Annotated in this window: 18 protein-coding genes and 1 pseudogene; 11 read left to right on the top strand and 8 right to left on the bottom strand. The window is 74.2% G+C overall.

The window, feature by feature from the left end:
• The first annotated feature begins 91 nt into the window (after positions 1 to 91).
• The 4 genes from Ade02nite_RS06445 to Ade02nite_RS06430 all read left to right on the top strand — a co-directional run bounded on the left by Ade02nite_RS06445 (position 92) and on the right by Ade02nite_RS06430 (position 5,438).
• On the top strand, positions 92 to 1,123 hold the full coding sequence (locus Ade02nite_RS06445; protein ID WP_203760595.1) for a LacI family DNA-binding transcriptional regulator: 1,032 nt from the start codon (positions 92 to 94) through the stop codon (positions 1,121 to 1,123).
• 16 nt (positions 1,124 to 1,139) lie between these two features.
• Positions 1,140 to 2,180, top strand: a complete 1,041-nt coding sequence (locus Ade02nite_RS06440; RefSeq protein ID WP_239168580.1) for a LacI family DNA-binding transcriptional regulator — start codon at positions 1,140 to 1,142, stop codon at positions 2,178 to 2,180.
• Positions 2,181 to 2,204: 24 nt separating this feature from the next.
• Positions 2,205 to 4,178, top strand: coding sequence for an ABC1 kinase family protein (locus Ade02nite_RS06435; RefSeq protein ID WP_239168579.1), 1,974 nt, complete (start codon positions 2,205 to 2,207; stop codon positions 4,176 to 4,178).
• A 99-nt stretch (positions 4,179 to 4,277) separates the two neighbouring features.
• The gene (locus Ade02nite_RS06430; protein ID WP_203760594.1) at positions 4,278 to 5,438 is read left to right on the top strand and encodes a hypothetical protein; all 1,161 of its coding nucleotides are present in this window, start codon (positions 4,278 to 4,280) and stop codon (positions 5,436 to 5,438) included.
• A gap of 5 nt (positions 5,439 to 5,443) precedes the next feature.
• On the opposite strand, the gene Ade02nite_RS06425 is transcribed toward Ade02nite_RS06430, so the two are convergent.
• A complete protein-coding gene (locus tag Ade02nite_RS06425) occupies positions 5,444 to 6,382 on the bottom strand; it encodes a hypothetical protein (RefSeq protein ID WP_203760593.1) in 939 nt (312 codons plus the stop codon).
• Between the two features lie 194 nt (positions 6,383 to 6,576).
• Between Ade02nite_RS06425 and Ade02nite_RS06420 the strand changes: the two genes are divergently transcribed.
• The 3 genes from Ade02nite_RS06420 to Ade02nite_RS49100 are packed head-to-tail and all read left to right on the top strand — an operon-like array spanning position 6,577 to position 8,849.
• Positions 6,577 to 6,855, top strand: a complete 279-nt coding sequence (locus Ade02nite_RS06420; RefSeq protein WP_203760592.1) for a hypothetical protein — start codon at positions 6,577 to 6,579, stop codon at positions 6,853 to 6,855.
• Between the two features lie 27 nt (positions 6,856 to 6,882).
• Positions 6,883 to 7,449, top strand: coding sequence for a helix-turn-helix domain-containing protein (locus Ade02nite_RS06415; RefSeq protein WP_203760591.1), 567 nt, complete (start codon positions 6,883 to 6,885; stop codon positions 7,447 to 7,449).
• On the top strand, positions 7,446 to 8,849 hold the full coding sequence (locus Ade02nite_RS49100) for an MFS transporter (RefSeq protein ID WP_307871204.1): 1,404 nt from the start codon (positions 7,446 to 7,448) through the stop codon (positions 8,847 to 8,849). The genes Ade02nite_RS06415 and Ade02nite_RS49100 overlap by 4 nt, the downstream gene beginning before the upstream one ends.
• Here Ade02nite_RS49100 and Ade02nite_RS49095 read toward each other — a convergent pair.
• Positions 8,778 to 9,521: pseudogene (locus Ade02nite_RS49095) on the bottom strand (DMT family transporter); the annotation flags it as partial. The gene Ade02nite_RS49100 and the pseudogene Ade02nite_RS49095 overlap by 72 nt on opposite strands.
• Before the next feature lie 71 nt (positions 9,522 to 9,592).
• Between Ade02nite_RS49095 and Ade02nite_RS06405 the strand changes: the two are divergent.
• Positions 9,593 to 10,480 (top strand): LysR family transcriptional regulator, encoded by an 888-nt coding sequence (locus Ade02nite_RS06405; protein ID WP_203760589.1) that lies wholly within the window; start codon positions 9,593 to 9,595, stop codon positions 10,478 to 10,480.
• Between the two features lie 8 nt (positions 10,481 to 10,488).
• On the opposite strand, the gene Ade02nite_RS06400 is transcribed toward Ade02nite_RS06405, so the two are convergent.
• Complete coding sequence (locus Ade02nite_RS06400; protein WP_203760588.1) at positions 10,489 to 11,181, bottom strand: alpha/beta fold hydrolase; 693 nt, start codon at positions 11,179 to 11,181, stop codon at positions 10,489 to 10,491.
• Positions 11,182 to 11,293: 112 nt separating this feature from the next.
• Here Ade02nite_RS06400 and Ade02nite_RS06395 point away from each other — a divergent pair, with 112 nt between their 5' ends.
• Positions 11,294 to 11,950, top strand: coding sequence for a GntR family transcriptional regulator (locus tag Ade02nite_RS06395; RefSeq protein ID WP_203760587.1), 657 nt, complete (start codon positions 11,294 to 11,296; stop codon positions 11,948 to 11,950).
• Positions 11,951 to 11,964: 14 nt separating this feature from the next.
• On the opposite strand, the gene Ade02nite_RS06390 is transcribed toward Ade02nite_RS06395, so the two are convergent.
• Positions 11,965 to 13,389: an MFS transporter gene (locus Ade02nite_RS06390; protein ID WP_203760586.1), complete on the bottom strand. Its 1,425-nt coding sequence runs from the start codon at positions 13,387 to 13,389 to the stop codon at positions 11,965 to 11,967.
• A 91-nt stretch (positions 13,390 to 13,480) separates the two neighbouring features.
• On the opposite strand from Ade02nite_RS06390, the gene Ade02nite_RS06385 reads away from it, so the two are divergent.
• The gene (locus Ade02nite_RS06385; RefSeq protein WP_203760585.1) at positions 13,481 to 14,095 is read left to right on the top strand and encodes a TetR/AcrR family transcriptional regulator; all 615 of its coding nucleotides are present in this window, start codon (positions 13,481 to 13,483) and stop codon (positions 14,093 to 14,095) included.
• A gap of 13 nt (positions 14,096 to 14,108) precedes the next feature.
• On the opposite strand, the gene Ade02nite_RS06380 is transcribed toward Ade02nite_RS06385, so the two are convergent.
• From Ade02nite_RS06380 to Ade02nite_RS06365, 4 genes are all read right to left on the bottom strand, one after another.
• Entirely contained in the window at positions 14,109 to 15,539 is a 1,431-nt protein-coding gene (locus Ade02nite_RS06380; protein ID WP_203760584.1) for an L-fucose/L-arabinose isomerase family protein, read from the bottom strand.
• Entirely contained in the window at positions 15,536 to 16,534 is a 999-nt protein-coding gene (locus Ade02nite_RS06375; protein ID WP_203760583.1) for a LacI family DNA-binding transcriptional regulator, read from the bottom strand. The genes Ade02nite_RS06380 and Ade02nite_RS06375 overlap by 4 nt, the downstream gene beginning before the upstream one ends.
• A 280-nt stretch (positions 16,535 to 16,814) precedes the next feature.
• Positions 16,815 to 18,167: an FAD-binding oxidoreductase gene (locus Ade02nite_RS06370; RefSeq protein ID WP_203760582.1), complete on the bottom strand. Its 1,353-nt coding sequence runs from the start codon at positions 18,165 to 18,167 to the stop codon at positions 16,815 to 16,817.
• A gap of 76 nt (positions 18,168 to 18,243) precedes the next feature.
• Entirely contained in the window at positions 18,244 to 20,958 is a 2,715-nt protein-coding gene (locus Ade02nite_RS06365) for a helix-turn-helix transcriptional regulator (RefSeq protein ID WP_239168578.1), read from the bottom strand.
• 82 nt (positions 20,959 to 21,040) lie between these two features.
• On the opposite strand from Ade02nite_RS06365, the gene Ade02nite_RS06360 reads away from it, so the two are divergent.
• On the top strand, positions 21,041 to 21,937 hold the full coding sequence (locus Ade02nite_RS06360; protein ID WP_203760581.1) for a helix-turn-helix domain-containing protein: 897 nt from the start codon (positions 21,041 to 21,043) through the stop codon (positions 21,935 to 21,937).

Genomic DNA, 21,937 nt, shown 5'->3' with positions numbered 1-21,937 from the left:
TTTCGCCGACCTTACGAGCGCATGCCAAGCCGAGTCAAGGGTCTATGCTGAGCAACGTTTTCCATACTCGTTCGCACAGCTAGGAGCGCGGATGGTCAGTCGGCGGATCACGATCGTCGACGTGGCGCGGCACGCGGGCGTCTCGACCACGGCGGTGTCCAAAGTGCTGCGCAACGCGTACGGGGCCAGCCCGGAGATGCAGGCCAAGGTGCGCGCGGCCATCCAAGAGCTCGGCTACCGCCCGTCGGCGGCGGCGCGGGGACTGCGCGGGCAGACGTACACGATCGGCGTGCTTCTGCCCGACCTGCGCAACCCGTTCTTCGCCGACATCCTCGACGGCATCGCCGAACGCCTGGGCGGCACGGACTACCAGGTGCTGATGGCCTCGTCCGGCAACGACCAGCAAGGCGAGGCCCGGCTGACCGAGGCCATGATCGATCGCAGCATGGACGGCGTCGTGCTGATCGCGCCGGTCGCCTCGCCACGCCGGCTGCAGAGCGTCGCCCGCACCGTGCCGACGGTCGTGGTGGGCCGCCACGGGCACTCCCCCGACTACGACACCGTGACCGACGACGACTTCTCCGGCGCTGCCCTCGTCGTCGACCACCTGGTCGGGCTCGGCCACCGCCGCATCGCGCACATCGAGCATCTCGAGACCGATGCCGTACGGCTGCGCGAGATGCCCAACGCGCGGCGGGCCGACGGATACCGCCACGCGATGCGCGCCCACGGCCTCGGCGACCAGATCGACATCGCGGCCACGTCCTACACGCGGGAGGGCGGCTACGCCGGCGCCCGGGAGCTGCTGTCCCGCGAGCCGCGCCCGACGGCCATCTTCGCGGGCGCCGACATCGTCGCCATGGGGGTGTTCGACGCCCTGGCCGAGGCCGGCCTGTCGGCGCCCGCCGACGTGTCGCTGGCCGGATACGACGACACCACGTTCGCCTCGTTCGGCCCGATCTCGCTGACCACGGTCGACCAGGCCGGGCATCAGATGGGCGGGCAGGCGGCGCGCCTGCTGCTGGAGCGCATCGGCGACCGGGGCCGTCCCACCTCGCAGGTGCGGCTCTCGCCCGCGCTGGTCACGCGCGGCACGACCGCGGCGCCAGGGGCCGGCCCCTGATCAGTACGCTGAGCTGGTGGTGGACAAGCCCGCGCCCCGGCGCGTCACGATCATCGACGTGGCCCGGCACGCCCAGGTCTCCACGACCGCCGTGTCCAAGGTCCTGCGCAACGCGTACGGGGCCAGCCCGGCCATGCGGGCCAAGGTGCAGCAGGCGATCGCCGAGCTCGGCTACCGGCCCTCCGCCGCCGCGCGCGGGCTGCGCGGGCAGACGTACACGATCGGGGTGATGATCCCGGAACTGCGCAACCTGTTCTTCGCCGACATCCTCGACGGCATCACCGCCCAGCTCGCCGGCACCGACTACCAGGTGCTGATCGCGCCCGGCTGCAACGGCGAGAAGGCCGAGGCCCGTGTGATCGACGCGATGATCGACCGCAGCATGGACGGGCTCGTGCTCATCGCCCCGGTGTCGGCGAAGACGCGGCTCATCGAGGTCGCCCGCCGGGTGCCGACCGTGGTCGTCGGCCGGCACGGCTCCTCCCCCGCCTACGACTCGGTCGCCGACGACGACGTCGCCGGCGCCGCCCTGGTCGTCGACCACCTCGCCGACCTCGGCCACCGCCGCATCGCGCACATCGAACACCACGAGACCGACCGGGTGCGCCTGGCCGAGATGCCCAACGCCCGGCGCGCCGACGGCTACCGGGAGGCGATGCGCCGGCGCGGCCTCGCCGGCTTCATCGACATCGCGTCGACCAGCTACACCCACGACGGCGGCTACCGCGGCGCGAAGGAGCTGCTGAGCCGCGCGCCGCGCCCCACCGCCATCTTCGCGGGCGCCGACGTCGTCGCGCTCGGGGCGCTGGAGGCGATCGCCGAGGCGGGCCTGTCCGTGCCCGGCGACATCTCGGTGGCCGGCTACGACAACAGCGCCCTGGCATCCTTCGGCCCGATCTCGCTGACCAGCGTCGACCAGGACGGCCGCCAGATGGGCGCCGACGCGGCCCGCCTGCTCGTCGACCGCATCGCCGACCGCGACCGCCGCCCGGTCCAGGTGCAGCTGTCACCCACCCTCGCCGTCCGGCGCACCACCGCGGCGGTCAGCCTGGAGTGACAGGCGACGATATCGTCACTCCTCGTGCAGCGAGCCCTTTCGATAGTGCTGTTCGTCCCCACCGTCATCGTGACGGTGCTGGCCTTCGCCGCGGTCATCCGGCGGCTGCTCGGCGTGCGGGTCGGCCTGGTCCGTGCCCTGCTGGCCGCCGTGCTGGCCCTGCTGGTGACGGCGCCGATCCTGTCGGCGTTCGCGCCGGACGACCCCACGACGGTCGGCGGCGGTGAGGCTTTCCTGCTGGGCGCGGCCTCGATCGTCGTCGCCGCGCTGCTCGCCATGGCCGCGCTGGTCGTCCTCGAGGTCCTGCTGCCGACCGGGTCGCTGCCCGGCCCGGTGGAGGCGTGGAAGGGAGCCCGGCGCCGCATCGAGCGCACCCGCCGCTATTCCACGATCCTCCGGATCGCGCTGCGGCACGGCCTGGGCCGGTTCCTGCGCGGCCGGCCGCTGCCGGGACCGACGTCGGCGGCGGCGCGGCGGCGGCTGGCCCGATCGCTGCGCGCCGCCCTCGACGAGGGCGGCGTGACCTTCGTCAAGATCGGCCAGCTGCTGTCCACCCGGCGTGACCTGCTGCCCGCCGAGTTCGCCGACGAGCTGACCGCGCTGCAGGACCGGGCCACCCCGGTGGCGTGGCCCGAGATCGACGCGGTCCTCACCGCCGAGCTGGGCCACCCGGCCGGCGAGGTCTTCCGCGACATCGACCGCGAGCCCCTGGCCGCGGCGTCGGTGGCCCAGGTGCACGCGGCCCGGCTGCTCGACGGCACCGAGGTGGTGGTGAAGGTGCAGCGGCCCGGCATCGCCCGGATCGTGGAACGCGACCTGGACATCCTGCTCCGGCTCGCCGACATGCTCGAGGACCGCACGGCCTGGGGACGGGCCTTCGGCGTGCGCGGCCTCGCCACCGGATTCGCCGCCGCCCTGCGCGAGGAGCTCGACTTCACCGTCGAACGCGACAACCTGCGCGCCATGGCCGCCGCCCTGGCCGCGTCGCCCGGGCGCGGCGTCCGGGTGCCCGCCCCGCACCCGGGGCTCGGCTCCGAACGGGTCCTGGTGATGGACCGCCTGCCCGGCACCCCGCTCGGCGCGGCCGCCCCGCTCCTCGCGCGCCTCGACGACGAGCGGCGTGCGGAGATCGCGTCCGGCCTGCTCGACAGCATGCTCGACCAGATTCTGGTGCACGGCCTCTTCCACGTCGACCTGCACCCCGGCAACTTGCTGCTCGACGACGACGGCTCGCTCGGCATGCTCGACCTGGGCTCGGTCGGGCGGATCGACGCGGTGACCCGCACCGCGATCGGCCGGCTCCTGCTGGCGGCCGGCCGCGGCGACTCCGTGGCGGTCACCGACGCGCTGCTGCAACTGCTCGACCGCCCCGACGACGTGGACGAGCGCGAACTGCAGCGGATGGTCGGCGCGCTCATCGTGCGCTACGCGTCACCGGCGAGCACGGTCGGCGTCGCGGCGGTCACCGCGCTGCTGGACACCTTCACCGCGCACGGCCTCGGCGTGCCCCCGTCGGTCGCGGCCGTCTTCCGGGCCGTCACCACGCTCGAGGGCACGCTCGCGCTCGTCCACCCCGGCTTCGACCTGGTCGGCCAGGCCCGCGCCTCGGCCGGCCGCCGGATCGCCGGCGGCCTCACCCCGGACAACCTGCGCGACGCCCTCGAACAGGAGCTCAGCACCATCCTGCCGATGCTGCGCGGCCTCCCCCGCCGCATCGACCGCATCGGCGACGCGCTCGAACACGGCCGGCTGCGGTTCAACGTCCGGCTGTTCGCCGACGACCAGGACCGGCGCCTGGTCACCGGCCTGCTCCACCAGGTCCTGCTCACGGTCATCGGCGCGACAGCGGGCGTGATGGCCACCCTGCTGCTGGGCACCGACGGCGGCCCCCGGGTCAGCACGGGCGTCGCCCTGTTCCCGCTGCTGGGCTACGGCCTCCTGATCGTCTCGGCGGTCCTCGTGCTGCGCGTCCTGGTCACCGTCTTCCGCCACGATTGATCGGCCGCCCGTCCCGAACCCGCCTCGCCGGCCCGTGCCCGGCACCGGGCGCCGCGCGGCATCTTCCCCGGCCGGCGCCGGCCCGCCATGCTCGACGGCATGACCACCCACGAGCCGGGCCCGGCATCCGCCCGCGAGCCAGGCTCGGCACCCGGCCCCGCGCCGGGCGGGTCGCGGCTGGGCTGGCCCGGTGTCATCGCCGGGTTCCTGCTCGGCACGATGGCCGCCGGCATCCTGGTCAACATCCTCAGCGACGACGACCGCGCCGGCCCGGCCCTCGCCGCCGTCACCGGGCTCGGCGCCGTCGCCGCGAGCGCCGGCTGGCTGCGCCGCTACCCCGGCTCCACCCTGCAACGCGGCGCCCGCGTCACGCTGTGGTCCCTCGCCGCCGCTGCCGTCCTGCTCACCCTGGCCGTGCCGGCGTGGACGACATGGCTCACCGCGTCCGCCGCCGCCCTGCTGTCGATCACCGTCCTGCTCGCCACCGCGCTCGAAACCGCCGGCCGCCTGCTGAGCGGCGCCGCGGGCGTCGGATGCGGGGTCGCGCTGGCCGTGGCGGGGACGACGATGCTGGGGAACGGCGGCGGGCTGCTCGGCGCGGCCGTCACCGGGCTCGGGATCGCGCTCGTCGTGGCCGGAGCGGCGGTCCTGCGCGACAGCGCCACCTTGCTCGGCGCCGCCATCGCCGGGAGCGGAGTCATGCTGGCCGGGGCCGGGGCGACGATGCTGCGAAACGGCGACCTGCTGCTCGGCACGGCCATCGCCGGGCTCGGGATCGCGCTCGTCGCGGGCGGGGTGGCGGTGGTACGCGGCGGCGACGTGCTGCTCGGCGCCGCGGCCATCGGCAGCGGACTCGCGTTCGCCGTGGTCGGCGTGGGAGTGATGCGCGGCGGCGACGTCCTGCTCGGCGCCGCGGCCGTGGGAAGTGGACTCGCATTCGCCGTGGTCGGCGTGGCCGCGCTGCGCCGCGGCGGGGTGCTCTTCGGCGCCGCGGCCATCGGCGGCGGATTCTCGTTCGCCATGTTCGGTGTGGCGGCTCTGCGCAGCGGCGACGTCCTGTTCGGCGTCGCGGCCATCGGGCTCGGCACCGCGGGGGCCGTGCTCGGGGTGGCAGTGCTCCGCGAGGGCGCCGCGGACCGCACGGTGCGCGGCTGGTGGGCCCAGATCACCGTCGACCGGCGCGCGGCCGGTGCCGTGCCCGGGCCCCGCCCGCCCGAAGCCGAGCCGGACCCGGCCGGGAACCGGCCCACGCAGCTCTGACTCGATCAGCTCTTGGTCAGGACGACCTTCGTGCCGGAGGCCTTGAGCGTGTACGAGATGGTCTTGCGCGTCCACGGGTTCGTCGCGGAGACGCGGACGCCCTTGGCGACGTTCCTGGTCTTCACCATCGGCACCTGGATGGAGGCGTTGAGCGCGGCCACGTCACGCCGTACCACCTTGCGCAGGGACGTGACCTTGACCTTGTGGCCGTGCGCCGCCCGGCGCGCGTCGGCGGCGCCCTGCCGGGCGACCTTCTTGACCAGCGCCGGCATGTCCAGGTAGGCGACGCCCTGGGCCAGCGCCGCGGAGCCGATCGTCGCCGACGCCGGCGGCACCGTCACGCGCTGCGGGGCGTACGCGTAGGCGAGGGTCACGCCCAGGCCGTCGCCGCTCGCCTGCGCCGTCGTCAGCAGCCCGGCCTCGCTGACGTGCATCTTCACGGTCGCGCCGTCGCCGTCGCGGTACTGGTAGTCGACGGACGCGTCGTCGTGCACGGTCCTGGTGCCGGCGTGGTCGACGTCCTCGGTCAGGACCGTCGCCGGTGACACGCCGCTGTCCTGGACGTAGGTGTCGAGCTTGAGCGCCTTGTTCGCCGCGAAGACGTACCGGACCGAGGGGCGGCCCATCATCTTCACCGCCGAGCGGGACGACGGGTCGGCCAGGTATCCGTACAGGCCCTTGCCCGCCACCGCGTAGTCGGCCGTGAGCTGCCCGGCGATGACGGTGCGGTCGAACACCACGCCGGCGGCCGGGTCGACGACGTACAGGCCGGCGGCGGACAGCGCGCCGGTCAGGCTGATCGTGGCCTTCCAGCCCTTCGCCGTCGCGGCGGTCGACGTGGCCGCCACCGCCTTGAGCGCCGCGGACATCTGCGCCGCGGACAGGGAGGTCGTGGTGCCGGCGGCGGACGCGGCACTCGGGACGGCGATGAGACCAGCGGTCATCGCTACGGAAGCCGTCAGCAACGCGGGCCGAGACAGGCGGGACATGGGCACCTCACGCAAGATCCTGAAAAAGACGCCCGACCATATCGCCGCGAAACTCGCCAAAATATCGCCTATACGGACAAGAAGAAAGGACCCACTCTGTCCCAGATCTGACCGGGCGTGTGCGGCGGATTTCTGGGGAGTGGCCGGCGATGACGCTCGTCCGACTGGTTCCTGGTGTGCAGCGCGCTCGGCCAGACCGTCACGTTCCCGTGCAACTGGTTCACCGCCGCATGCGCGAGGACGGCCGGCCGGCGGCGGACGACAGCAAGGTCACCGGCATGGCGGCGTTCAGCCAGGGGGCGCCGAACTCGTTCTCCTACGCGCTGGTGGTCGCCGAATCGGCCACTGCGCGCGTGTTCCTGACCCGATGCGGCAGCTGTCCGAACCGGTGCCGTGAGCCCGCGGGAAGGTGGGGCGCTAGGATCTGAAAGAGTCTTTCAGATTGGAGCACCGCCATGCGGGAACGCCGCCCTCAGCTCACCGATCCCGCCGTCGTCGACGCGCTGGCCCATCCGGTGCGGCTCGACGTGCTCGGCTATCTCATGTCGTCCGGGCCCGCGACGGCCTCCGCCTGTGCGCGTGCCGTCGGGGACACGCCGTCCAACTGCAGCTACCACCTGCGGGTGCTGGCGGCGCACGGCCTCGTCGAGCCGGACGACTCCGGCGACGGGCGCTCCCGCCCGTGGCGCGCCACGCTCACCGGTTTCACGGTCGGCACCGACACCGCCGACGCCGACGCGGGCGCCGGCCGCGTGCTGGCCGCCGCCGTGGAGCTGGACCACCACCTTGCCCGCGAGTTCCTGCGCCGGCAACAGGATCTGCCCGAGCGCTGGCGCGAGGTCGACTCGCATGCCAGCTTCGGCCTCGCCCTGTCACCGGACGAGCTCGCCACAGTGCTGCGCCGCATCGACGCCGTGGTGCGCCCCTACATCGCGGCCACGCGCACCGGCGCCCCCGAGGACGCAGAACACGTACACCTCTCGCTTATGGCCTTCCCCCGGCCGGGATTCGGGCCGCAGTGACCACTGTGGCGCGCCCGCGGCGATCTTCAGCGCTGACGGTGCCCGCCTTCCGCCGGCTGTGGATCGCCGGACTGGTGTCCGACGCCGGCGACTGGCTGATGTTCATCGCCCTGCCGCTGGTCGTGCTCGAGCTGACCGGCTCGGCCCTGGGCACCTCGGTCGCGTTCCTGCTCGAGTTGGCGCCGCCCGTGCTGCTCGCCCCGGTCACGGGCCGCGTCGCCGACCGGCTGCCGAGGCGCCTCGTCATGGTCGTCGCGATGCTCGCCCAGGCAGGCTCGCTGCTGCCGCTGCTCGCGGTGCGCGACAGAGCCGACCTGCCACTGCTCTACGGCGTGATCGTCGCCCACGCGACCTTCGCCGCGTTCTTCGAGCCCGCCAAGAACGCCGTGCTGCCGGCGCTCGTGGGACCCGACCGGGCCATGTCCGCGAACGCCCTGGTCGGGCTCAACAACGACCTGGGGCGCATCGTGGGCGGCCCGCTCGGCGGCGCACTGCTCGCCGTGGCCGGGCTCAGCGCCGTCGTGCTGGTGGACATCGCGACCTACCTGGTCGCCGCCGCACTCGTCGCGACCCTGCCTCGGGAACGCGTCCCGCGAACGGCGAGGCCGGCCGGCCCTTCGCACGGTGGCCCGCTCGCCGTCCTGGCCGACCCGGCGAGCCGGGCACCCATCGTGGTGGCCTTCGTCGCGGCCGTTGCCCAGGGCCTGTTCCTCCTGCTGTTCGTCTTCTTCGTCACCGACATCCTCGGCGGCGCCGAGGCGGACGTCGGGGTGCTCCGCGGCGTCCAGGCGATCGGGGCCATCGCCGCCGGTGTCGTCCTCGGCGTGCTGGGCGCTCGCCTGAGCGTCCTGCGGCTCACTGTCGCCGGCAGCGTCATCTTCACCGTCCTCACCGCGGTGACGTGGAATCTGTCGTTCGTGACCCACGCGATGCCGGTCTACCTAACCCTGTTCGCCGTCATCGGCGCGCCGGGCGTCCTCCTGGGTGCGGGCCTGACCAGCCTCTTGCAACAGGCGTCGGACGACGACCGGCGTGGCAGCGCGTTCGCGGCGTTCGGCCTCGCCCAGGCCGCCGGGCAAGCATTGGGCCTGCTCGCCGCCGGAGCACTGCAAGGCACGGCCGGCACGCTGCCGCTCCTCGAGGTCCAGGCCACCACCTATGCCGTCGCCGCCGTGCTCGCGCTGATCGTGCTCCGGCCGCTGTCGGCCCACCGGCACGGCGGCCGAAACCGAACCGGTGCGGTGGGCACGCTCCACCCGCTGGCCCCAGAACGTGCCGGCGAGCACCAGGGCGATGCCGGCCGCCGCGAGGACGGTGAGGTGGTCGCCGCCGAGGCCGAGGCCGATCAGGACGGCCCACACCGGCTCGGTGCCGAGCAGCAGGCTCGCCCGGGCGGGTGAGGTGCGGCGTACGGCCCACAACTGCACCACGAACGCGAACACGCTGCAGCCCAGCGCCACGTACAGCACGCCCAGCCAATCGCCGGCGCCGAAGCCGGTGGCCGCCGGAAGCAGCGCCGGACCGGCCGCGACGGTGAACACGACAGCGCCCACCACGGTCTGCAAGGTGGTCAGGGTGACGGTGTCGTAGGACGGCCGGCTGAGCCGCCCGGAGAGCGTGACGTGCGCGGCGCGGACCACGGCGGCGGCCAGCATCAGGGCGTCGCCCGCCGACGGCGTACGCAGGCCGGGTCCTGCCACCAGGAGCACCACCCCGCCGGTCGCGACCCCGGCGGCCAGGAAGAACCGCGGCGGCAGGCCGCCCTGGAACAGCGGGGTGAGCAGGATCGTGAGGCTGATCAGCACGCCGGCGTTGGTGGCGCTGGTGAGCGACACCCCGTACGTCTCCAGCGCGAGCACCGCCGCCTGCGTGCACCCGAGCAGGAGCCCGACGCCGATCTCGCCCCGCGCCGGACGCCGGCGGATCATCAGCGGCAGCATGGCGGCCATCGACACCAGGTAGCGCAGCGCGAGCACCACCAGCACCCCACCGGCCACGACCAGCGTCTTGGTGGCCAGATAGCTGCTGCCCCAGATCACGGCCACGGCGAGCAGCAGAAGATCCCCTGTCACACGGGAAGCCTGCTGCCCACCGATACGGTAGACAAGACGCCAACCTCTGAATCGACGATGTAGTAGGGCTAATGGATCCGCACCACTTGAGGCTGCTGCGCGAGCTGGGCGAGCGAGGCAGTGTCGCCGCCGTGGCCCGCGCCCTGCACATCACCCCGTCGGCCGTGTCGCAGCAGCTCAACGTCCTGCAACGGTCGGCGCCGGTGCCGCTGACCGAGCGCCGCGGCCGGCGCCTGGTGCTGACCGACGCGGGCCGCGCCCTGGCCGCGGCCTCGGTCGAGGTGATGACCGCGCTCGACCGGGCGTCCCGCGCGGTCGGCGACTACCTGGACGCGCCCGGCACGCCGGTCACCGTGGCCGCGTTCCACAGCGCCGGCGTGACCTGGTTCGCGCCGCTGATCGCCCGGTTCCCGGCGGTGCGGTGCGCCGACCGCGATGTGCCGGAGGCCGAGTTTCCCGCGCTGGTCGGCGACTACGACCTGGTGCTCGCGCACCGGCTGGCGCACAGCCCGCCCTGGCCCGCCGACCGGCTCACGGTGATCCCGCTGATCCACGAGCCGCTGTACGTCGCGATGTCGGCCCGCCACCCGCTCACCGCCCGCGGCCGGCTCACCGCGGCCGACGTGAGCACCTGGCCGTGGATCAGCGTGCACGAGGGCTTCCCGCTGACCGGCGTGCTGACCGCGATCGCCGCGGCGGCCGGGCGCCCCCTCGACATCCGGCACCGCATCAACGAGTTCACGGTCGCCGCGTCGGTGGTCGCGGCCGGGGACGCGCTCGCCCTGCTGCCGGGCCACACGACCGCACCGGATCCGCGGCTGGTGCTGCGTCCCCTCGCCGACCTGCCGGCCGGCCGCCACATCGACGTGCTCACCAGGCCGGAGACATTGCACCGCGCCTCGGTCCGCGCCGTGCTCGACACCCTGCGCACGATCGCGGGCCGGGGCCCGGACGGGTAAGCCGGCTGTCAGCGAGCGGCGGCGGCGTTCCGCGCGGCGGTCACGATGACGTCGGCGACGGCGACGGGCTGTGTCAGGAACAGGGCGTGACTGGCCGGCACGGTGGTGACCTCGGCGCCGATGCGCTTGGCCATGTGCTGCAGCATCGCCTGGTCGAACGCCCTGTCCGCGGTCGCGATGACGGCCCAGCTGGGCTTGTCCCGCCAGGCGGCGTTGCGCACCGGCGTCGCGAAGGCCGCCATGTTGACGGGCACCTGGGAGTCGCGCAGGAAGGCCGCGTCGGCGTCATCGGCGTCCGCGGCGAACCCGGCCTGGAACTTCTCGGAGTTGAGGAAGCCGTAGCCGTCCTCGGCGACATCGATGACGAAGTCGGGCGTCGGGGCGAACCCCTCGTACTGCTGGGCGGTGGTCTCACCGGCGTCGGGAGCCAGCGCCGACACGTACACCAGGCCGGCGACCCTGGGGTGGACTCCCGCCTCGGTGATGACCGTGCCGCCCCACGAGTGGCCGACCAGGATTGCCGGGCCGTCCTGCCGGTCGAGCACTCTCGTGGTCGCGGCGACGTCGTCCGCCAGCGACGTGAGCGGGTTCTGCACGATCGTGACGCGGTAACCGCGCGCCGTCAGATCGTCGTACACGCCGCGCCAGCCCGAACCGTCAGCGAACGCGCCGTGCACCAGCACGATGTTCTTGATGCTCATGGGTCTCGTCCCTCCGTCGCCGATCTCCGACATGCAATATATTGCACATCGGGCGCGACACCAAGGCCGATGTCAATTTGTGCGAGGACGAACATTGTGTGCAATATGTTGCATGCCGATCCCCCTGGACAGCCCGGCCGTGGACCGCTCGCTCCTGCGCGACGACGTCTACCGGCGCCTTCGGGACGCCATCGTCGACGGCACGTTCCGGCCCGGCGAGCAGCTCAAGGACGGCGAGCTCGCCGAGTGGCTCGGGGTCAGCCGCACCCCGGTGCGCGAGGCACTGCTGCGTCTCGGCGGAAGCGGACTGGTGGTGGCGCTGCCGGGCCGGTCGACGAGGGTCAGCACCATCGAGGCCGGCGCGGTGCGGGACGCTCGCGACGTCATCGCCGCCATGCACCAACTGGCCGTGCGCCAGGCCACCGGCCGGCTGAGCGACGACGACATCGAGCGCATGCGCAACGCCAATCGCCGCTTCGCCGACGCGGTGACCGCGGGCGACATCGGCGCGGCCCTGGACGCCGACGACGAGATCCACCGAATCCCGGTCGACGCCCTGGGCAATCACGCCCTCGCGACCGTGCTGGACCAGTTCGGCCCCCTCGTCCGCCGCGCGGAGCGGCTGCGCTTCAGCACGGACGGGCACACCTCGGTCGAGCTGCACACCCAGCTGATCGACATGATCGCGGCCGGCGACGAGCAGGGCGCCGCGACCGTGGCGTTCCAGATCTGGCACACCCTGCCCGCCGGCGACGACGCCGGCCGCTGAGAGTCCCCGGCGCGTCACCCGCGCGCCCGTGCGCGGGTGCGATGGAGCGCCCAGCCGGCCAGGGCGGCGGCGACGACGGTGAGAGCCAGGCCCGCGAAGGTGACCGCGTGCTCGAACTGCGCGGTCTGCCGGCCGGTCCAGTGCGACGCCGCGATCGCGCCGGTGAACAGCGCGGCCAGGATCGTGCCGGTGACCGCGACGCCCGCGCCGGAGGTGATCTCGGAGGCCGTGTCGACCAGGGCCGCGCCGATCGAGGTGCGGTTCTCGGGCAGGCCGCGCAGCACGTTGACGCCGGCGACGACGCCGACCACGCGGATCGCGGCGGCGACCAGGGCGAGCGAGAGCGCGACCCAGACGTAGCCGTAGTGGCCCAGCAGCGCGTAGACGGCGAGCCCGGCCACGACCGCGAACGAGCTGAGACCGGCCGCCCGGTCCAGGCCCACCCGATCGACGAACCGGTTGACGAAGGGCCCGGCGGCGATCAGGACGACCACCTGCGGCAGCATGCCGGCGGCGGCGAGCGCGGGCGGCCAGCCCCAGTCGAGTTGCAGTTGCAGGGTCACCATGTAGCCCATGCCGGCCACGGCCAGACCGGTCGCGGCCTTGTAGGCGAGTCCGGCGGCGACCAGCGGCCGGGCGACGAGCTTCAGATCGAGCAGCGGGTACGCGGCGGAGCGCTCGCGCCGCACGAAGAGCACCACGGCCACGACGGCCGCGGCGGTCGCCGCCCACGGCGCCCACGAACCGGTGCCCTCGTCGACGAACAGGGTGGGCGCGACGAGCGCGAGCACGATGGTCGCCGTGCCCAGCACCGCGCCGGGGACGTCGATCGGGTCCCGGTGGAGCTCGGCGGACCGGTCGGCGGCGATGCCGGAGCGGATGCCCGCGTACGCCAGCGCGGCGATCGGCACGTTGACCAGCAGCAGGACCTGCCACGGGGCGACCGCCAGGACGAAGCCGCCCGCGGTCGGCCCGATAGCCAGCCCGGCCAGCCCGACGGTGGAGATGAGGGTCATCGCCCGCACGCGCAGCCCGTCGGCGGTGAACAGGCGGAACGCGAGCGCGATCGAGCCGGGCGTCGTCATGGCGGCCGCGACGCCCATCAGCGCCCGGACGGCGATGAGCTGCTCCGCCGTGGTGACGAAGGCGGTCGCCAGGCTCGCCGCACCGAGCAGGACCAGCCCCAGCAGCATGATCCGCCGGCGGCCGAACCGGTCGGCGATGGCGCCGAAGACCAGCATCAGCCCGCCGAACACGACCGCGTACGAGCCGGTGACCCACTGCAGGGCCACCGTCGAGGCGTGCAGGTCACGGCCGATCGTGGGCAGGGCGACGTTCAGCACCGAGTTGTCGAGCATCTCGAACAGGAACACCGCCGACAGGCCGGCCAGCGCGATCCAGGCCTGCCGCAGGGAACGTGGCGGGCTGTCTGTTGTCATGGCGTGCTTCCTCTCGTCGCGTACATCGCCGATTAGAGCGTACGCGAATTTTAGAGCGCACCCCAAGTTTGTGGCTTGATACACTTCCGACGTGGCTGAACGGGGACTTCGGGAGCTCAAGAAGGCGCGCACTCGCCGGCTGATCGCCGACACCGCGGCGCGGTTGTTCGCCGAGCGCGGCTACGAGCAGGTGACGGTGAGCGAGGTGGCGCGCGCGGCGGAGGTGGCCGAGCAGACGCTCTACAACTACTTCCCGGCCAAGGAGCATCTGGTCACCGACCGCGAGGACGAGATGCAGCAGCGGCTGACCGAGCTGATCCGCTCGCGCCCGGCCGGCACCACCCCCGCCGCCGCGGTGCGCGGCCTCCTCCTCGAGACGGTGGCGGCGATCCGCGGCATGCCCGCCGAGAACGCCCGCGGCAACCTCGGCTACCTGGCCTCGATCAGCCCGGCGGTCAACCGGCTCGCCCTGGAGGTGACCGATCGCCTGGCCACCGCCCTGGCCGCGGCCATCGCCGCCACCAGCGACGTCACACCCGAGGTGGCCCGCCTGCAGGGCATCGCCCTGGCCGGCGTCGTCCGCATCGTCATCGGCGAGACCGGCCGCCTCACCCGCGAAGGGCGAAGCCCGGCCGAGACGGCCGACGCGCTCCGGCCACAGATCGAGAACGTCCTCACCGAGCTCGACCGCTGGCTGGCCCGCTGACGCACCGCTTCCCCTACACCTTGCGGAACGGGATGCCCAGCAGGCTCGCGGCGGCCGCGTAGGTGCCGGCGCGGTGCCCGACCGACAGCGACCAGTGGTGACCGATGCCGGTGGCGCTCCAGTCGTCGACCCACTCGCCCGGGTCGCGGCCGAAGTCCACCCGGGACGTGGTGTTGCCGATCTCGAGCAGCGGGCCGGGCACCACGGTGCCCTCCGACGCCACGAACGCGAGCGTGCCGTCCTGGTCCTGGCCGAGGCCGAGCAGGGTGACCGGGCCGTGCCGTACGTCGAACTCGACGCTGACGCCCCAGCCGCGCTTGCCGTGGTAGACGCCGAGGCCGCGCAGCAGCGGATCGCCGGCCGAGACGGCGAGGTGCGCCGGGCCGTCATGGCCCATCTCGACCACGTTGTCGGTGAAGTTGAGGGCCTGGATCTCGCAGAACGAACCGCCGGCACCCGCCGCCTGGGTGACGAGCTGAGCCACCGAGGTACGCAGCTCGTACTCACCGGCCGCCGGAATGCCCCGGGCGGTGAGCAGCGACGCGCCGAGGATCATGCCGGCGCCCAGCCGCTCGTGCTGCTCGCCGTCGAGCCCGCGGTGGTAGTAGGCGAGCGAGTCCAGCGCGAAGTCGCCGGCGAGACGATCGAGCCCCACCGACACCTTGGCGCCCCACGCCAGATCGTCCTCGGCGACGGACTCGTCGACCGTGAACAGCTCCCGGGCGAGGGCCACCCGCTCGGCGACCTGCGCGTCGGTGACCTGCTCCACGCGTACTCGGAGGTCGTCGAACTCGAGCACCTCGACGTGCGAGCCGAAGGTGGCGGGCAGCAGCGTCAGATCGGTCGAGACGTCGAGCATGCCGGGATAGAGATGGCCCATCAGGCCGTGCCGGGCGTGCCGCAGCGCGGCCCGCACCCCCGCCGCCTCGATCCACCGGTCGATCCGCTGCCAGGCCGCCTCCTGGCGCAGATGGCCGGAGACCGAGCGGAACGGGATGCCGGCCCGGCGGAACACGTTGCCGACCTCGGGGACCGGGCACTGGCCGCAGTACGCCAGCCACGCCCCCGTGTCGAACTGCGCGTGGTCCATGCGCTCGGTCGGCTGCAGGTCGATCACGAGGACCGGCGTGTGCGCGCGCTGCGCGATCGGCAGCACCATGTCGGAGGTCAGGTAGGTCGTCAGGAACAGCACGATCAGGTCGCAGTCGGCGCGGCGCAGGGTCTCCGCGGCGACCGCTCCCTCGCGGGCGTCGGAGATGAACCCGACGTCGACGACCTCGGCGTCCATCCGCTGGAACCGCGACGAGACGTACGCGGCGGACTCCTTCAGCTGCGGCAGCAGCCCGGGAAATTGCGGCCAGTAGGCGCCCAGACCGCCGGCCACGAGACCGATCCGGGTCTTGCGCCGCACCGCGGCGGGCAGCAGCTCGGCTACGACAGTCATACGAGAACCTCCTGGCGGGGCGCGGACTCGCGCACCACGAGTCGCGGGGGGAACTGGCGGGCTTCGTGGGTGTGGTCGTCCACCGCCTCGACCTCGTCGAGCAGCAGGCCGACGCCGGCGCGGCCGAGCTCCTCGACCGGCTGCCGGACCGTGGTCAGCGGCACGGCGGACACCGTGGCGACGTCGAGGTCCCCGAACCCGGCGACCGTGATGTCACCCGGGACGCGCACGCCACGGGCCAGCAGGGCCTGCACCACACCCACGGCAAGGAAGTCATTGGTGCAGAAGACGGCGTCGGGCAGCTCGGCGAGCTCCCGGACCGCCGCGGCGCCGCAAGCGACATCCATCTGCGGTACGGACACCTGCCGCACGGCCGCGCCCCGGTGCTCGCGGACCGCCTGCCGGGCGCCCTGCCACCGGTCGGCGCACTGCCGGATCGCCCGGTCACCGTTGACCACCAGGATGCGCCGGGCCCCACCGGCGAGCAGGTGCTCGACGGCGAGCCGCCCACCGGCGACGTCGTCGACGGCCACCGAGCACCCCTCCTGCACCGGCACCGCCCGGTCGGTGAGCACCAGCGGGATGCCGCGGCGCCGCAACCCGTCCAGCCGCTGCCGGTCGGCGCCGCGGGGCACCACGACGGCCCCGGCGGCCCGCTGGTCGGCGAGCATGGTGAAGAAGTCGCGCTCCCGCTCGGCGTCGTCGTTGCTGTCGCAGAGCACGAGCGAGAAGCCGTGCCCGTACGCGGCGTCGGCCGCCCCGCGCGTGATGCGCGCGTAGAACGAGTTCGTGACGTCCGGGATCACCAGCGCGATCGCCGAGCGCCGGCCGTGGCGCAGATCGACGGCCCCGTGATGCGGCACGTAGTCGAGCTCCCGCGCGATCCGCTGAATGCGCGCGGCGGTGCCGGCGTTGACCCGCTCGGGCCGGTTGAGCGCGTTAGACACGGTCGCCACCGAGACCCCGGCCGCCGCAGCGACGTCCTGAATCCGCACCCGGCCCGCCATAGCGCCCCTGTCACCTCATGTAAAACGTTTACTTCCCGGCGAAGCTACCCGCTCTCCTCCCCCCGAGCAAGAGGCGATGAAGGCCCTTTTCGGACGGCTTTCTAAAACGTTTAAGACGCACTGAGACGGCGCGACTCACCCCCGGCCGGTGCACGCCCGCAGCACCGCCGCGCCTCCGTGCCGGCGGGCGGCCACCTGGACCAGCAGGTTCACCACGGGCGTACGGCCACCTACCCGTCCACCCGCGGCTCGTTCCCGCCGGGTCGCGCTAGACGAAGGTGAAGTTGACGCGGAACAGGTTGTCCGGGTCGTACTTGTGCTTGACGGCCAGGATGCGGTCGTAGAGCTCCGGCCCGTACACCCGGCGAAGCCCGTCCCCGCCCACGGTCATGAAGTTGGCCATCTGGTGGTCGTACTGCCAGGGCCGCAGGGCCTCGACGAGCCGGTCGAGCGCGGCGGTCAGGCGCGGCAGGTCGTCCGGGCCGCCCGCGCCGACGCCGAAGACCTGGAACGGCAGGCCCCGGCTCGGCACCGCGTCGGGCACCGCGGGAGCCCGGTCGAGGGCGCCGCCGAGAGCGCGGATCTCGACCGTGGTGAGCGGGCAGCCGGAGTCGGGGCCGACCGCGCCGAGGAACGCCGCCAGCGTCTCGTCGGTGAGGGCGCTCAGGCCGAGGCCCTTGTCCACATAGGGCAGCGGCGTCAGCGGGTCGGCGTGCATCGTCGCCGAGTCGCGGTACGGCACCTCGGCCACCGAGTCGTCGACGGCGGTGCCGGCGGCCCGGATCGGGGCGAGCAGCGCCGCGCCCTGCTCGGCCGGGCCGATGAAGGCGAAGCGCACGTGCAGCAGGAACGCGCCGCGCAGGTGCGGCGGCAGGTCGGGCGCCGGAGGGAGCCGGTCGACGGCGACCGAGGTGCTCGCGTTCTCCGGCAGGGTGGCCGCCCAGTCCCGCCACAGCGGGAGCAGCGTGGTCATCTGCTCGCCGGGGAAGAACAGGCCGCCCGCGTAGATCGTGGGGATCGGCAGCAGCCCGATGTCCATGCGGGTGACCACACCGAGGTTGCCCCGCGTGCCCTTGAGCGCGTGGAACAGCTCGGGCTCCCGGATCTCGTCGACGACCCGGAGCTGCCCGTCGGCGGTGACCACCTCGAACTCGGTCACGTGGTCGCCGGCGTAGCCGTACCGGCGGCCGAGGGTGGGGCTCTGGCCGCCGCCCAGCACGTAGCCGATGGCGCCGACCGTGGGTGTGGAGCCGTTGAGCGGGGCCAGGCCGTGCTCGGCCGCCGCGTCGAGGACCTGGCCCCAGCGCGCCGAGCCGGTGACCCGGGCGGTCGCCGCGGCGGGGTCGACGGTGACGCCGGCCATCCGGTCCATGACGATGAGGACGGCGCCGTCGCCGGGCAGCGGCTGGAGGTGCCCGCCGCCCTTGACCGCCACGGCGAGGCCGTTCGCCGCCGCGAACCGGACGGCCGCCTGCACGTCGGCGGGCCCCGCGGCGTCGACGACGACCGCCGGCGTCATCGGGGTGAGCACGTTGAAGGTGGCGCACGCGGCGGCGTATCCGGGCTCGCCGGGCAGCAGGACGGACACCTGCTCACGAAGCCGGTCGATGTTGTTGATCATGCGCCCATGATGCGATCGGCCCCGATGCGAGGCATCGGGTGATGTCACCACCGAGCGGCGGCGGAAGTGGGGGAGATCAACCCTCGAGGGCGTCCCGCAGCTGCACGCGCGAGGTCACGCCGATCTTCGGGAAGATCTTGGCCAGGTGGGCGCCGACGGTCCGGTGCGAGATGTAGAGCCGCTTGCCGATGTCCCGGTTGGTCAGGCCCTGCGCGGCCAGCTGGGCGATCTGGAACTCGTGCGCGGTGAGCCGGTCGGTCGCGGCGGCGGCCCGCTGACCGCTGCGCTCGCCCGCGGCCCGCAGCTCGCGCCGGGCCCGGTCGCCCCACGGCACCGCGCCCAGCGCGTCGAAGGCGTCGCGGGCGGCCCGCAGCGGCTGACGCGACTCGGCCACCCGCCGGCGGCGGCGCAGCCATTCGCCGTACGCGAGCGCGGTCCGCGCCCGCACGAACGGCCGCCGGCTGAGGTCCTGTGCCAGCGCGTCCCGGAACAGGGCCTCGTCGTCGGCCAGCAGGGCCCGGGCCAGCCGCAGCCCGTCGTGCAGCGACGGCGACAGGGTGCGGGTGGCCGCCTCCTCCATCTCGGCGATGATCGCGCCGATCGCCTCGGTGCGCCCGGCGTGCGCGGCCGCGTCGGCCAGGTCGCCGATCGTGTGACAGCGCAGCGCCAGCTGATAGGACGGATCGCCCGGATCGTGCAGGCGCAGCAGCCGTTCCAGCGCCTCGGCATGGTCGCCGGCGCCGAGGGCGGCCAGCGCCCGGGCGTGCTGGGCGGTGGCGAGCACCGGCCGGGCGCCGACCGGCAGACCCCGCTGCTCGGCCTCGGTGGCCAGCCGCCGGGCGCCGTCGAAGTCGCCGCGCAGGGCGGCCAGCTTGGCCTGACTGGCCCGGATGAGGCCGAGCAGGTAGGGCTGACCGGTCTCCTCGGCCAGGTCGCTCGCCTCCTGGGCGGCCGGGATGGCGACCGCGAGATCGACCAGGTGCACGGCGCTCCAGGCCTGCGCGGCGAGTGCGCGGGCAAGCAACTGAAGGCGGCCCTGCGCGCGCAGTCCGGTGAGCGAGGCGGCCGACTGGGCGACGGCGACGTCGAACGAGCCGACCAGCACCGCGGCGCTGCCGATCAGCCGTACCGCCCGCGGGTCGGGCACCGGCTGGGCGAGCACCTGCCGGGACCGTTCGATCACGACGGCGCCCCGGTCGATCGGCGCCGCGTAGGCCAGGACGGCCAGCAGCCGGGCGTCGTGCGGGTCGAGGGGCAGGCCCTCGGCCACCGCCACGATGCGCCGGCGGGCGTCCGGGCCGGGCTCGGACCAGAAGCACCGCAGGGCCGCGCTCCACAGGATGCGGACGCCCAGATCGAGGTCGCCCGCGGCGGCGGTCTCGCCCGCGAGCTCCGCCAGGGTGGTGGCGTCGGTGTCCCGGTCGCGCATGCCGTCGTCGAAGGCGGCACCGATCCACGCGGCCCGCGCCCGCTGCCCGGCGGTGAGGTCGAGCGAGCCGGCCGCGCCGAGCAGCCGCTCGACCACCTCGGTGCGGCCCAGGTCGACGCCCGCGTCGGCGGCCCGCAGCAGCCGGTCGGCACGGCGGTGCGGGTCGGGGCTGAGCCGAGCCGCCCGGTCGAGCGCCGCGACCACCGTGGCCGCGCTGCCCCGCCGCTGGGCCCGGGCGGCCACCGCTTCGAGCGCGGCGGCGACGGTCTCGTCCGGCCGGTCGGCGGCCGAGGCGAGATGCCAGGTCTGCCGGTCCGGGTCGGCGGCGAGCACCGAGGCCAGGGCACGGTGCACGTCGCGGCGGCGGTCCGGCCCGGCGTTCTGATGGATGGCCGATCGGATCAGGGGGTGCCGGAACGTCAGCCGGTCCTCGCCGAGCTCGACGAGGCGGGCGTCCACGGCCGGGCGCAGCCGTTCGGCGCCGATCCGGCGGCCGGTCAGCGCCGCGGTGGCGTCCTCGATCTCGGCCAGAGCGCCGCCGTCGTTGAGGGCGGCGACCTGCAGCGCCATGATCGTGTCCGGCGGCAGGGCGGTGGCGCGCTCGACGAAGGCACGCTCGAGCCGGGCGGTCAGCGGCAGCCAGGGCGCGGCCAGCGTGCTGCTCCCCCGGGTGGCGGCGACCGCGTCCGGCAGCTCGATCAGGGCGAGCGGGTTGCCGGCCGCCTCGGCGAGCAGCCGCTGCCGCTCGGGTCCGGTCAGCGCGACGGCCGACCGGCCGAGCAGGGCCGTCGCGGCGGTCTCCGGCAGCGGCCGCACCGCCAGCTCGGGCAGGCCGGAGCCGGTCCAGCGGGTGACGCCCGCGCCGGTGCGCACCGCGGCCAGCAGCAGGATCGGCTCGGACTCGAGCCGGCGGGCGAGGAAGGTCAGCACACCGGCGGTGGCGGCGTCGAGCCAGTGCGCGTCCTCGGCGACGATCAGGGTGGGCGCGCTGTCGGCCAGCTCGGCCAGCAGGTTGAGCACGGCGAAGCCGACCAGGAAGGCGTCCGGCACGGTCTCGTCGCTGAGGCCCAGGGCGGCGCGCAGGGCGGCCCGCTGGCCCGGCGGCAGCAGGCCGAAGGCGCCGTGGACCGGATAGAGCATCTGGTGCAGGCCGCCGAAGGGAAGATGGGCCTCGGCCTCGGTGCCGGCCATGGTCAGCACCCGCAGTCCCGCCACCCGGGCGGTGTCGGCGGCCTGCGCGAGCAGTGCCGACTTGCCGATCCCGGCGTCGCCGTGCACCACGAGGGCGGCGCCGCGGTCGCGGACGGCACGGATCATGGCGGAGATCCGCGCCACCTCGCTGTCCCGCCCCACCAACGTCACCGAGGAATTTTACGCGTGACCTCCCGCACCCAGGTCAAATGGCCCATGCTCGCGAGGTGCCCGCGCACGCAGAGTGGTCCGCATGAGCTTCACGGGCCGTTTCGTGGGCCGCGAGGCCGACCTGGCCGCCGTCGTGCGGAGCCTCGGCACGGCGCCGCTGGTGACACTGACCGGGCCGGGCGGGGCCGGCAAGTCCACGCTGGCGTGGCGGGTCGCCGCCTCGTCCCCGGGCGTCCGGGTGGCCGACGACGGCGCCGGGGCGGCGGAGCTGCTGCGGTCGGGCGCCCGGGTGGTGGCCACCGCGCCGGGACCGCTGGGCCTGCCCGGCGAGGTCGTCCACCCGGTGAGCGGGCTGGACGAGGCGGCGGCCGTCCAGCTGTTCACCGACCGGGCCCGCGCGGCCGGCCGCCGGATCGTCGCCGGACCGGAGGTCGCGGCGATCGGCGCGCGGCTCGACGGCCTGCCGCTGGCGATCGAGCTGGCCGCGCGCTGGGCCCGGATGCTGACGCCGGCCGAGATCCTGGCCGAGGTGTGCCGCGACCGGTTCGCCCTGCTGGACGGACTCCGGCAGGTCATCGAGCGCGACTACCGCCGGCTCACCGTCGCGGAGCAGCACCTGGCCGGTCGTCTCGCCGTACACGAGACAGCCTTTGACCGGGAGACGGCCGGCGGGAGCCTGCGGCTGCTGGCGGCGCTGGTCGACAAGTCGTTCGTCCTGCCCGTGCCGGGGGAGCCGGCGCGGTCCCGGTTCCGGATGCTCGGCTCCGTCCGCGATTTCCTGGCCCGCCGCCACCCGCCGCTCACCCCCCGCGAGCTCCAGATCGCCCGGATGGTGGCCGACGGCCTGACCAACCGCGAGGTGGCCGCGCGGCTGACCGTCTCGGTGCGCACGGTCGAGTCGCACCTGGAGCACGTGCGGGCCAAGCTCGGCCTACGCTCCCGGGCGCAGCTCGGCGGCTGGCTCGCCGGCGTCGCCTAG

The sequence above is a fragment of the Paractinoplanes deccanensis genome, assembly GCF_016862115.1.
Taxonomy (GTDB): domain Bacteria; phylum Actinomycetota; class Actinomycetes; order Mycobacteriales; family Micromonosporaceae; genus Actinoplanes; species Actinoplanes deccanensis.
The sequence above is the reverse complement of the archived record's forward strand: the minus strand, read 5'-3'. Positions and strand labels throughout refer to the sequence as shown.

What these genes read in the sequence shown, in the direction of transcription:
- Ade02nite_RS06395 (WP_203760587.1), top strand. Translation starts at nt 11,294, where the DNA reads ATGCCGATCCCCCTGGACAGCCCGGCCGTGGACCGCTCGCTCCTGCGC.
- Ade02nite_RS06400 (WP_203760588.1), bottom strand. Translation starts at nt 11,181, where the DNA reads ATGAGCATCAAGAACATCGTGCTGGTGCACGGCGCGTTCGCTGACGGT.
- Ade02nite_RS06445 (WP_203760595.1), top strand. Translation starts at nt 92, where the DNA reads ATGGTCAGTCGGCGGATCACGATCGTCGACGTGGCGCGGCACGCGGGC.
- Ade02nite_RS06420 (WP_203760592.1), top strand. Translation starts at nt 6,577, where the DNA reads ATGACGCTCGTCCGACTGGTTCCTGGTGTGCAGCGCGCTCGGCCAGAC.
- Ade02nite_RS06405 (WP_203760589.1), top strand. Translation starts at nt 9,593, where the DNA reads ATGGATCCGCACCACTTGAGGCTGCTGCGCGAGCTGGGCGAGCGAGGC.
- Ade02nite_RS06380 (WP_203760584.1), bottom strand. Translation starts at nt 15,539, where the DNA reads ATGACTGTCGTAGCCGAGCTGCTGCCCGCCGCGGTGCGGCGCAAGACC.
- Ade02nite_RS06370 (WP_203760582.1), bottom strand. Translation starts at nt 18,167, where the DNA reads ATGATCAACAACATCGACCGGCTTCGTGAGCAGGTGTCCGTCCTGCTG.
- Ade02nite_RS06425 (WP_203760593.1), bottom strand. Translation starts at nt 6,382, where the DNA reads ATGACCGCTGGTCTCATCGCCGTCCCGAGTGCCGCGTCCGCCGCCGGC.
- Ade02nite_RS06390 (WP_203760586.1), bottom strand. Translation starts at nt 13,389, where the DNA reads ATGACAACAGACAGCCCGCCACGTTCCCTGCGGCAGGCCTGGATCGCG.
- Ade02nite_RS06430 (WP_203760594.1), top strand. Translation starts at nt 4,278, where the DNA reads ATGACCACCCACGAGCCGGGCCCGGCATCCGCCCGCGAGCCAGGCTCG.
- Ade02nite_RS06360 (WP_203760581.1), top strand. Translation starts at nt 21,041, where the DNA reads ATGAGCTTCACGGGCCGTTTCGTGGGCCGCGAGGCCGACCTGGCCGCC.
- Ade02nite_RS06415 (WP_203760591.1), top strand. Translation starts at nt 6,883, where the DNA reads ATGCGGGAACGCCGCCCTCAGCTCACCGATCCCGCCGTCGTCGACGCG.